Genomic DNA, 11004 nt, shown 5'->3' with positions numbered 1-11004 from the left:
ATGACGGTACGGATGCCCATCCGGCGCATCTCGTCGAACCGCTCGCGCATCCCCTGCTTGACGACATCCTTGAGGTGAATCACCCCCAGCACCCGCGCCTTACCGTCGACGATCTCACCGACGACCAGCGGGGTGCCCCCCGAGGCCGAGATGCCGTCGACCAGCTGGCCGACCTCCTCGGTCGCGCGGCCACCGTTCTCCCGTACCCACCTCATGACGGCCGTCGCCGCGCCTTTACGCACCTGCCGGCCGTCGACGTCGACCCCCGACATGCGGGTCTGGGCGGTGAACTCCACCCACTCGGCGTGGGCGAGCTCGCCTGGCTGACGTTCACGTAGACCGTACGCCTGCTTGGCGTAGACCACGATCGAGCGGCCCTCAGGCGTCTCGTCGGCGAGGCTCGCAAGCTGCGCGGCAGCGGCCAGGTCGTCGGCGGAGATCCCCGAAGCGGGCTGGAACTCCGATGCCTGCCTGTTGCCCAGCGTGATCGTGCCGGTCTTGTCCAGCAGCAGGGTGCTGACGTCTCCTGCCGCCTCGACCGCGCGGCCGGACATGGCCAGGACGTTGCGCTGGACCAGCCGGTCCATACCCGCGATACCGATGGCCGACAGCAGCGCGCCGATCGTGGTCGGGATGAGGCAGACCAGCAGCGAGACCAGCACGATGCCGGTGACGCCGTCGCCCGTCAGGGCGAGAGAGTCGGCGATGCCGGGGTTGACGTTCTTGGCGTAGATCGCCATCGGCTGCATGGTGACGGTGGCGACCAGGAAGATGATCGTCAAAGCGGCCAGCAGGATGTTCAGCGCGATCTCGTTGGGTGTCTTCTGCCGGTCGGCGCCCTCGACCAGGGCGATCATCCGGTCGATGAAGCTCTCGCCCGGCTTCTGGGTGATGCGGACGATGATCCGGTCGGACAACACCCTGGTGCCGCCGGTCACCGCCGAGCGGTCACCACCCGATTCGCGGATCACGGGTGCGGACTCGCCGGTGATGGCCGACTCGTCCACCGAGGCGATGCCCTCGATCACGTCACCGTCGCCGGGGATGATCTCCCCGGCTTCGACGATCACGTGATCGCCCTGCTTGAGCTCCGGCGCGCCGACGGTGTCCCACGAGGACACGTTCGCGCCCGGCGCCCAGCCGGACAGTCGGCGGGCGGTGGTGTCGCGCTTGGCGGCACGGAGCGTGGCGGCCTGCGCCTTTCCACGGCCCTCCGCGACGGCCTCGGCGAGGTTGGCGAAGACCACCGTCAGCCACAGCCAGACGGCGATGGCCCAGGCGAAGAACGACGACTCGCTGGTGGCGGCGAGGACCGTGGTGGCCAGCGCGCCGATCTCCACGATCAGCATCACCGGGTTGCGCCACAGCGAGACCGGGTTCAGCTTCCTCAACGCGTCGGGCAGTGACTTGATCAACTGCTTGGGGTCGAGCAGACCACCGCCGACCCTGTCGTTCTTCTGCGGCGTCGGCGCCTGTCCCGGCGCCTCGAGCACTGGGGTGGACATTAGCTGATTCCTTCTGCGAGCGGGCCCAGCGCCAGGGCCGGGAGGAAGGTCAGGGCGACCAGGATGATCGTGACGCCGACCACCATGCCGACGAACTGCGGCCGGTGGGTGGGCAGCGTGCCTGCGGACTCGGGAACCGGGGCCTGCCTGGCCAGCGATCCGGCCAGGGCCAGCACGAAGATGATCGGCAGGAAGCGGCCGAGCACCATGCACAGACCGAGCGCCACGTCGTACCAGGGCGTATTGACGGTGACGCCACCGAACGCGGAGCCGTTGTTGTTCGAGGCGCTGGTGAAGGCGTAGAGGATCTCGGAGAACCCGTGTGGGCCACTGTTCAGCATGGCCGCCAGACCCGCTTCGTTGCCCATGGCGGCAGCCGTACCGACGAGCACGAGGGTCGGAGTGACCAGGAAGTACATCGAGGCCAGCTTGATCTCACGGGCGCCGATCTTCTTGCCCAGGTATTCGGGGGTACGGCCGACCATGAGCCCGGCCACGAAGACCGTGATCACGGCCAGCACCAGCATGCCGTACAGGCCGGCTCCCACGCCGCCGGGTGCGACCTCGCCCAGCATCATGTTGAACAACGTCATCATGCCGCCGAGCGGGGTGTAGGAGTCGTGGAAGGAGTTGACCGCGCCGGTGCTCGTGAGAGTCGTCGCCGCGGCGAACGTCGCGGAGTTGGAGACGCCGAACCTGACGTCCTTGCCCTCCATCGCCGAGCCGATGGCCTGCGGCACGGTGGCGTTGGCGCTCAGTTCGAAGACGTTGGTCAGCACGACACTGGTGATGGCGATGATCGCCATCACGGCGAGAATCGCGTAACCCTGCCTGACCTGGCCGACCATCTTGCCGAAGGCGCGCGGCATGGCGAACGGGATGAGCAGGATCAGGAAGATCTCGAACCAGTTGGTCCAGCCGGTGGCGTTCTCGAACGGGTGCGACGAGTTGGTGTTGTAGAAGCCACCGCCGTTGGTGCCGAGTTCCTTGATGACCTCCTGGCTGGCCACCGGGCCGCCGGTGATCGCCTGAGTGCCGCCGGTCAGGGTGCTCAGCTCGTGCGGGGAGGCGAAGTTCTGCACCAGACCGCCGGCCACCAGCACCAGTGCGCCGACAAAGGCGATGGGCAGCAGGATACGGACCGTGCCACGCACCAGGTCGACCCAGAAGTTGCCGATGGTGTCAGCCCGGTTGCGGGCGAAGCCGCGCACCAGCGCGATCGCCACCGCCATGCCGACGGAGGCGGACACGAAGTTCTGTACGGCCAGCGCGGCCATCTGCACCAGGTGGCCCATGGTGGACTCACCCGAGTAGGCCTGCCAGTTGGTGTTGGTGACGAAGCTGATCGCGGTGTTCCACGCGATGTGGTCGGGCACCGGGTCGAAGCCGAGTGACAACCACAACTTGTCCTGCAGGCGCTGCATGCCGTACACGAACAGGATCGACACGACAGAGAACGCCAGCACACTGCGGGCGTAAACACCCCACCGCTGCTCGGCGTCCGGCCGGACGCCGAGCAGGCGGTAGATGCCACGCTCGACGACGTTGTGCCTGACACCCGAGTACACGCGGTATATGTAGTCGCCGAGCGGCCTGTGCGTCAGCGCGAGGGCGATGATGAGGGATGCGACGAAGATGATCCCGGCTACTGTCGTACTCACTAGAACCGCTCCGGGAACAGCAGGGCCGCGACCATGAAGATCACCAGGCCGACGACCACCACGAGGCCGATGGCGTTGATGGCGCTCACAGGCGCTCCACCGCCTTGACGACGAACCCGAAGATCACGAACAACGTGATCGTCAGGGCGACGAAGATGACGTCGGTCATCCCCACTCCTCTAATCCGGATGTTTGCTCTTCTAACACCCATAGAAAAGCGGAATATTTGGGAGATTTTGCCGTCCTTAACGCATTCCATACGCCCGCAGGCCAACTGTTGACACCTTCTTGACGGCACGGCGGAAACGGTGCGCGGGAGAGGCGCGCCTGCGACGCCACCTCGACCGGCAGGACCCGCGCTTCACCGAGGAGTGAGGATCACCCGACGTGGACGTGCGGCCTGCGGGTGATGTCCGGTTCCGCCTGGCGGAGGACCTCTCGGGTCATCGGTGGCACGTCCCCGCCGCCGAACAGCAGGTAGCGCAGCATCGCCGCCACCGGATTGCCCTCGGTCCAGTGGAAGTAGATGTGCGGTATCCGCCCCGTACGATCACGCAGGTCGAGCAGGAGCGCGGCCAGCGAGTTGGGCACCGTGGGGCTCTCGAAGCGCAGGATCCGCTGGCCGAAGCGTTCCTCTCCGTGCACGACCAGCTCGGTCTCGAACTCCGAGGCGTCGACGACCGTCACCTCGACGAACATGACCTGCTCCGAGCTGCGCAGACGGTGGTTGAGCCACTGCTCGCGCAGCTTGTCGTGATATTCGGCCTGGTCACGTTCGTGCGGCTCATTGGCGATCAGGTGCACCTCGCCGCAGGCCCCGTTGACGAACTGCTCGGCCAGCGGGTCATAGGTCACCTTGGTGACGCGCAGTTCGGTGGAGCGGGTCGTCCGGGAGACGAGCGAGGTCACGATGATCGCCACGATGAAGAAGAACGCTATCTTCACCCCGTCCGGACGCTCGAACACGTTGTCCACCAGCGTGAAGGCAAAGACGGCGGAGACGGCGGCGAAGCCGCCCGTCAGCCTGGTCTGGCCCTTGCGCCACGCGGACAGCGTCACGGCGACGGAGGCGGACAAAATCAGCACGAGCACACCGGTGGCGTAGGCACCGCCCTGGGCTTCGACATCGGCGTCGAAGATGATCGTGATGGCGAAGCCGATCGCACTGAACACCAGGACCAGCGGGCGAACGGCCCGCGTCCAGTCGGGCGCCATGCCGTACCTGGGCAGGTAGCGCGGCACCAGATTGATCAGGCCCGCCATCGCCGACGCCCCGGCGAACCAGAGGATCGCGATGGTGCTGATGTCGTACAACGTACCGAACCAGTCGCCGAGGAAACCGTGCGCGAGGAATGCCAGCGCCCGCCCTGAGGCCTTGCCGCCCTCCTCGAACTCCTTCTCCGGGATCAGCACGGTGGTGACGAAGCTACTGAAGATCAGGAAGACGCTCATGATGATGGCCGCCGAGGTCAGCAGCCGCTTGGTGCCCTTGATCCGGTCCTGGACCTCGCCCTTGACGATCGGCATCACCGCGACGCCCGTCTCGAACCCCGACAGGCCCAGTGCGAGCTTCGGCATCACCAGCAGGGAGAGCCCGATCATGGCCATCGGGCTGGTGTAGGTCGTGGTCAGCGCGTGTTGCCAGTCGATGACCAGGTCGGGGGCATCGAGCACGTGCGTGACGGCCACGGCCACCACGATCGCGTTGAGCACGAGGTAGACGCCCACGAGGACGACGGCGATGCCGATCGCCTCGCTGAAGCCCATCAGGAACACCCCGCCGAGCAGGGCGAGCAGCACGAGCGTGACCAGCACCCGCCGGCCTGACAGGAAGTCGGGCACGAACGGGTTCTCCAGGATGTGGGCCGTCGCGTCGGCGGCCGAGAGCGTCATCGTGATGACGAAGTCGGTGGCGGCGAACCCGAGCAGGGCGAGAACGAACAACTTGCCCCACCACTGCGGGGCCAGCTTTTCCAGCATCGCGATCGAGCCCTGGCCGTGCGGGCTCTCCTCCGCGACCCTGCGGTAGACGGGCAGCGCCCCGAACAGGGTGAGGATGACCAGCAGCAGCGTCGCCAGCGGTGACAGCGCGCCGGCCGCGAGCGCCGCGATGCCCGGCTGGTAACCGAGGGTGGAGAAGTAGTCGACGCCCGTGAGGCACATGACCTGCCACCAGGTGTGCTTCTTGTGCGGACCGTGCTCGATCTGCTTACGGTCGGTCTGTAAGCCCTTGAGCAGCCACGCCTGTAGTGGCCCAGTCCTGCCGGCCACTGTCGGCCCTCCCCGTCAATCATCCGTAAAGCCGCAATGCACATTACTGACGTCAGAGCCCATCGATTCATGGCCGGGCGTCAAGAAAACGTCAATATTCACAGACGGGGCGTATACGGCCATAAGCCGAAAGACCGCGCACTGCGGCACGTGCGGGATGGTGTCCAGGCCGAAATCGAAGGTGGTCTCGATGCCCGGCCACTCGGCCGGCAGGTAGAGCGCCGCCTCGTCCGGGGCTGGGACACTTCGCTGAGCGCCGAAGTGTTTCCGGTTTAGCGTCGGCCACGTGAGAACCTCGCCGGACACCGGCCGTCAGACGGAATCGCCCACCCTGATCGCGGCAGGCGCGACCGCCGCGTTGCGGCACTCGGCCCGCGACTTCATCCGCACAGCCGGCGGGACCCATCCACCGGGAGCCCCGGCGCGAGGACCGCTCCCCACCGGGTCGCCGGTTCCGGGATCGCTCGGTCTGGCACGCCGCGAAGCATGGCCCTCGCACGCCACCTGGCCGGGCATGGACGCCGATTCCGCGAGGGAGGGGACAGCGTGACGCCGTGGGAGATGCTCGCCGTCTTCGCGGCGGGCGCCGGCGCCGGCGCCGTCAACACCGTGGTCGGCTCCGGGTCACTGATCACCTTTCCCGTTCTGCTCGCCACCGGCATGCCGGCCGTCACCGCCGCGGTCTCCAACGCACTCGGCGTGATACCCGGCTCCATCAGCGGGGCCATCGGTTATCGCGCGGAGCTCAGCGGCCAGAGCCGGCGCATCCTGAAGATGAGCGCCGGCGCCCTGCTCGGCGGCCTTACGGGCGCCACGCTTTTGCTGGTCCTGCCCACCACGGCGTTCGAGAAGATCGTGCCCGCCCTGGTGGCCCTCGCCCTCGTCCTGGTCATCCTCCAGCCCCTGATCAGCAAAAGCGTGCGGCGCCGCCGCGAACGCACCAGCGGTGCCGCCCGCCCCGACGGAGGCCCGCTGCTCCTCACCGGACTGACACTCGCCAGCGTCTACGGCGGCTACTTCCCCGCCGCCCAGGGAATCATCTACCTGTCCCTGATGGGGGTGCTCCTCGACGAGACCTTGCAGCGTCTCAATGCCGTCAAGAACGTCCTCGTCGCCCTCGTCAACACCGCCGCCGCACTCTTCTTCCTCTTCTCCGCGGATTTCGACTGGACGACCGTCCTACTCGTCGCGGTCGGTTCCGCATTAGGCGGCCCGATCGGGGCCAAGGCAGGCCGCCGCCTCAGCCCCGCGGTACTGCGCATCCTCATCGTGGCGGTGGGTACCTTCGCCATCGTCCAGTTGCTGCGGCAATGATCCAGGACCTTCGTGCCGCACGATCTCTGCCCCCGGGCGTCGGATCTCCGCCTTGTCACAGGATCTCAGTGCGGCGGGAGCGGCGCTCTGCGGACCGGAGGATCCATTCGTTACTTGACATACATCCGTGAGTATTTGAAGAGGTTGAAGTATTCGCACCAGAATTGCGAGATCTGCCCCTTCGCTCGCAGATAGAGCCCTTGTTCGTAGCACTTTCCGCAGGCGACCGTTCTCTCGCCCGAGAACCGGTCCCCGGGTACCGAACCGGCTCCAGGCGGGTTCCTGTCGCAGTAGTCGGCCATCACCGCGGATGACGTCGACGCCTGGGCGGGCGTGCCGGCGACGGGGAATGTTCCGATGACACCGGCCACGATCAGTCCGGCCAGTATTCGCTTCTTGCCCATGACTCGCTCCTGATATCTACTCGAATCTCGAGATCGACATGGCGCCGCAGCCATTCGCGTCCACGGCGCGGGCCACGGACGCGCTCGGCCGCCGAGCGCCCGTCCGGGGAAATCCATGAAACGCCCTGCCGCTACTGTTTCGCCCGATCACAGGCCGCCGCGGCCACCGCCGACGGAATTCGCGTGTCCACGAGGCCGTCCCAGCAGAGGAACCAGCTTCCGGCTGGGGAAGTGGCGCCGGTCCAGCACGCGTCCCTTCTCGAAGGGCTGATCTGATACCCCCCTCTTTCGAGGTATGAGACGCAGGCAGAATAGGTGGCCTGCGCCGGTGACGCGACGACGGCGGTGAATCCGGTTGCCGCAGCGGTCACGGCCGCCGCGATGGCCATACGAGAGACTTTCACCATTCGATCCCGTCCTTTCCTGGATGAACTGCTTCCGATGTGCGTCGTCCGGTGCCTGCCAAGCTGATTTCGACTCGGCGTGATACGTGTACGTACGTCAAGCCGGACGCCTCGGTACCGACCCTTGGTGATGAAATGTCCTGAGGCGATGCCCCACAGGATCAGGTCCTGGTCACGCTGATTCCGCCGAGGGTCTTACCCCGTTTCTGCATGCCACACAGAAGAGATAGAGGTCGGCCCACGCGACCGCGCCATTCGAGTTGTTCACTCTCCGGCAGTAGGCGCGCCACTTTCCGGTGACCTCGTAGATGGCGCCTGCCGACTGGCATTTCAGACACGCGTTGGGGTTCGCATAGCTGGAATCGTAATAGTAGCCATCGGGCGGCCGGCTGCTTCCGCAGGTAACGGCGGACGACGCGGTGAGGGGGGCCGTGGACTGCTGCGCCAGTACGGGGCCTGCGATCGCCACCGAGCTCGCCAACAGCATGATTCCCCCGGCCGCCGAGACGGCTGCGGCAACGAGCTTGTTGTTTTACATTCGCACCTCTCCGTTTCCATCTCTGATGGCTGCGTCCTCGCCACGCGCATACCAGGACCTCAATGACCGCGTGGCTTTCCTTGCGCTTCAGATTTAATGGCCGGCCGGCCGCACGAACCATGGCCGGCCTCGGTCCTGTCGGTAAGCTTGGGATTCGTGTCGGTTCTCCACCAAGATGGGCACTCATGAATGAGCGGCTGACCATCGTGATCGGGTATCCACAGTCAGAGTTGCTGGACATCGCCTCGGTGACCACACCGCTCTATATGGCCAATCTGCTGGGGGCTGCTCCTCCCTACCGGACACGCCTCGCCACCTCGGGTGGCAGGCCGCTGCCCTGTGACTCGGGTCTGACGCTGGAAAGCCAGGAAGCCCTCGAACACATCACCGGGCCGCTCGACACCCTGGTCGTCTCCGGTGGGATCGGTCACGAGATCTCCGCGGGCAATCCTGTGCTCCTGGCACACATCCGCCGACTGGCCGCGGTCAGCAGGCGGGTGGCGTCGGTGTGTACGGGCGCGACCCTGCTGGCCGCCGCCGGGCTGTTGGACGGGCGGCGCGCCACCACGCACTGGAGGTACGCGGGAACGCTCGCCGCTCACCACCCCAACGTCACGGTTGATCCCGGCCCGCTCTACATCCGCGAGGGACACGTGTCGACCGCGGCCGGCGTCACCAGCGCCCTGGATCTGACACTTTCCTTCATCGAGGAGGACCACGGCCCGCACCTGGCCCGCATCGTGGCGCGTGGCCTGGTGACCTACCTGCAGCGGCCGGGCGACCAGGCGCAGATCAGCATGTTCGTGGGCGCGCCGCCGCCGGAACATCCGCTGATTCGGCAGATGGTCGACCACATCGTCAACGGCCTCGACAGTGATCTGAGCCCCACGACACTGGCCGCCCAGCTGAACGTGAGCGAGCGTCACCTGACTCGGCTCAGCCTGGAGCACCTGGGCCAGACGCCCGGCCGCTTCATCAGGCAGGCACGCACGCGGGCGGCCGAACAACTCCTCGTCTCATCATCGCTCTCCGTGGCGGACATCGCAGCCCGCTGCGGGTTCGGCTCCGCCGAGAGCCTTCGACGGTTGTTCATCGCCGAGTTCGGCACTTCCCCAACCCGCTACCGCCAAGCCCGTGCCAAGCGCTCCGGGTGAGGGGTGACGCCTGGTCCTGCTGATCGATCGCAGAGGATCGGTTCGAATCGGATCCGGCGCGACTAGCTTCCCTCCGACCGGGCAGGGGGCGCACATGGTGAACTTTTCGGACATTGTGCTGGTTTTCCTGCTCCTCGCCGCCGCAGGCCTGGTCGTCCGCTACTGCACACGGCAACACCGCTGACCCACCTCGAACAGCAGGGGCGTGTGAAGCCGTGGACAGGGCACTCATCCCAGCTGCAGCGGGCTGTCGCCGATCACAGTGGCCCTGGTTGGTCGACTGCTGCTCTCCGACTCCGGCGTACCCCTGAAGGACATCGCGCGACGCGTCGGCCGCGCGGAACCGCCGTCACCGAGGCGGTCTACCGCGAGCAGGTCCGCCCGGTCCTGCTCGGCGGCGCGGAGATGATGGACCGGATCTTCACGTGACGGGAGCGATAGTCACTCAAATGCAGCTTGCCGCGCTGCTCTCCGGCGACTTCCTTGAGCCGACGTGCCATGTCGGCCACGGTGCCGAGCGCGATGAGCAGGTGGGACTTGCCGGTGCCGGAGTCCCCGATCAGGCACAGCGGCTGGCCCTTCTGAACCCATTCACACTTGGCGAGGGTGTGGATCACCGCGGGGTCGATGTCGGGGTTGGCGTCAAAGTCGAAAGCCCGCAGCGACTTCTCGCGGGGGAAAGTGCTCCCCGACCGTGCGGGCCCAGGACCCGATCCGACGCGCATCGTCGGCTTGATCCCAGGCGTCGACCATGGCGTTGAGCTCGGCGAAGGACTCGACCTCGGGCCTGTTGACTGAACTACCGAGAGTTCTCTGTTCTTTCTCGGGACCCGTGGGCTTGTGGTTGATTACGTTCACTGCTCGTGGGCAAACAAGGAGATGCTCCGCGGGATCTCAGGGTTCTCGTCGTCGAGCGCGTGGGCGGGTTGGTGGAAACCCAGGATCCCTGGGTTCCGTTCCAGCTGGTTGATTCGTCAGGCGAGGTTGTGGCGCCGGTGACGGACTTCTTGAACGATCTGCAGGCGGCGGGGCGTGCGGTCACGACCCAGCGGTCGTATGGGATGGCACTGCTGCGGTGGTTCCGGTTTCTATGGTCGGTTGAGGTGCCGTGGGGTGAGGCGACTCGCGTCGAGGCCAGAGTCTTCTCACGCTGGATCCAGATCGCGAACAAGCCGGCCCAGCCGCACTGGCGAACTGGCGAGCCCACTCCGAAGCGGTCTGCTTCGGGGGCGCCGAACATGGTGACGGGGAAACGGGCGCCTGGCCCTGGATACGCCTCCTCGACGGTCGCGCACTGCGAGACGGTCCTGCATCACCGACGTCCAGTGGGTCCTTGGCCACGCGAACCTGTCGACCACCCAGATCTATGTGACGCCGACCGCCGAAGACGTCATCGAGGGAGTTCTGGCTCACCATCAGCGGCGAGCCGAGGACGCGGTCAAACCTCCAGATCCTCCGTCACTGCGTTACCGGCCGGAGAGTCTGAACATCTTGTTCGGGAGGCCGGACCGGTGACGACTACGACGACCACGCAGGCGGTTCCCCGGCCCTGGCAGCTCAGCGCAGAAGCGTTGGCTCTGTGGACGAAGTTCCCTCCCCACCCGCGCCAACGAAGCTGGCCAGCCACCCGCCAGAAGCGGGATGAGGTTCCCCCCGAGGTGAGGACACCCCCGACAATGGATCTTGTTCCGTAGAGGGGAGCCTTCGGGTGGCACGACCGTCGAAGTTCGGCGATGAGTTCAAGCGGGACGCG

The 11004-nt window shown here is 66.4% G+C and carries 9 protein-coding genes; 2 read left to right on the top strand and 7 right to left on the bottom strand.

The window, feature by feature from the left end:
- The 5 genes from kdpB to IG98_RS0142880 form a co-directional block, all read right to left on the bottom strand.
- The coding region (gene kdpB / locus IG98_RS0142905) for a potassium-transporting ATPase subunit KdpB (RefSeq protein WP_030926100.1) at positions 1 to 1505 on the bottom strand (1505 nt) is incomplete at its 3' end.
- Positions 1505 to 3166 (bottom strand): potassium-transporting ATPase subunit KdpA, encoded by a 1662-nt coding sequence (kdpA, locus tag IG98_RS0142900; protein ID WP_030926098.1) that lies wholly within the window; start codon positions 3164 to 3166, stop codon positions 1505 to 1507. The genes kdpB and kdpA, both read right to left, overlap by 1 nt.
- The gene (gene kdpF / locus IG98_RS47915) at positions 3166 to 3255 is read right to left on the bottom strand and encodes a K(+)-transporting ATPase subunit F (protein WP_051753687.1); all 90 of its coding nucleotides are present in this window, start codon (positions 3253 to 3255) and stop codon (positions 3166 to 3168) included. Before kdpF ends, kdpA begins: the two co-directional genes overlap by 1 nt.
- Before the next feature lie 289 nt (positions 3256 to 3544).
- Positions 3545 to 5437, bottom strand: coding sequence for an APC family permease (locus IG98_RS0142885; protein WP_030926096.1), 1893 nt, complete (start codon positions 5435 to 5437; stop codon positions 3545 to 3547).
- Between the two features lie 15 nt (positions 5438 to 5452).
- Positions 5453 to 5743, bottom strand: a complete 291-nt coding sequence (locus IG98_RS0142880) for a hypothetical protein (RefSeq protein WP_030926094.1) — start codon at positions 5741 to 5743, stop codon at positions 5453 to 5455.
- A gap of 180 nt (positions 5744 to 5923) precedes the next feature.
- On the opposite strand from IG98_RS0142880, the gene IG98_RS0142875 reads away from it, so the two are divergent.
- Positions 5924 to 6751, top strand: a complete 828-nt coding sequence (locus tag IG98_RS0142875; RefSeq protein ID WP_425428159.1) for a sulfite exporter TauE/SafE family protein — start codon at positions 5924 to 5926, stop codon at positions 6749 to 6751.
- 110 nt (positions 6752 to 6861) lie between these two features.
- Here IG98_RS0142875 and IG98_RS0142870 read toward each other — a convergent pair whose 3' ends face one another.
- On the bottom strand, positions 6862 to 7155 hold the full coding sequence (locus tag IG98_RS0142870) for a hypothetical protein (RefSeq protein WP_030926090.1): 294 nt from the start codon (positions 7153 to 7155) through the stop codon (positions 6862 to 6864).
- Positions 7156 to 8282: 1127 nt separating this feature from the next.
- Here IG98_RS0142870 and IG98_RS0142860 point away from each other — a divergent pair.
- Positions 8283 to 9251: a GlxA family transcriptional regulator gene (locus tag IG98_RS0142860; protein ID WP_030926086.1), complete on the top strand. Its 969-nt coding sequence runs from the start codon at positions 8283 to 8285 to the stop codon at positions 9249 to 9251.
- A 362-nt stretch (positions 9252 to 9613) separates the two neighbouring features.
- Here the strand turns inward: IG98_RS0142860 and IG98_RS54560 are convergent, their stop codons facing one another.
- The gene (locus IG98_RS54560) at positions 9614 to 9976 is read right to left on the bottom strand and encodes an ATP-binding protein (protein ID WP_030926083.1); all 363 of its coding nucleotides are present in this window, start codon (positions 9974 to 9976) and stop codon (positions 9614 to 9616) included.
- Between the last annotated feature and the right edge of the window lie 1028 nt (positions 9977 to 11004).

It is taken from the genome of Streptosporangium amethystogenes, assembly GCF_000721075.1.
Classification (GTDB): domain Bacteria; phylum Actinomycetota; class Actinomycetes; order Streptosporangiales; family Streptosporangiaceae; genus Streptosporangium; species Streptosporangium amethystogenes.
Note: the sequence above shows the minus strand (reverse complement) of the source record. Positions and strands in the feature narration are given on the sequence as shown.

Excerpts from the sequence above, each read along its gene's own strand:
- IG98_RS0142860 (WP_030926086.1), top strand. The coding sequence starts at position 8,283 with ATGAATGAGCGGCTGACCATCGTGATCGGGTATCCACAGTCAGAGTTG.
- IG98_RS54560 (WP_030926083.1), bottom strand. The coding sequence starts at position 9,976 with ATGCGCGTCGGATCGGGTCCTGGGCCCGCACGGTCGGGGAGCACTTTC.
- IG98_RS0142870 (WP_030926090.1), bottom strand. The coding sequence starts at position 7,155 with ATGGGCAAGAAGCGAATACTGGCCGGACTGATCGTGGCCGGTGTCATC.
- IG98_RS0142875 (WP_425428159.1), top strand. The coding sequence starts at position 5,924 with ATGGCCCTCGCACGCCACCTGGCCGGGCATGGACGCCGATTCCGCGAG.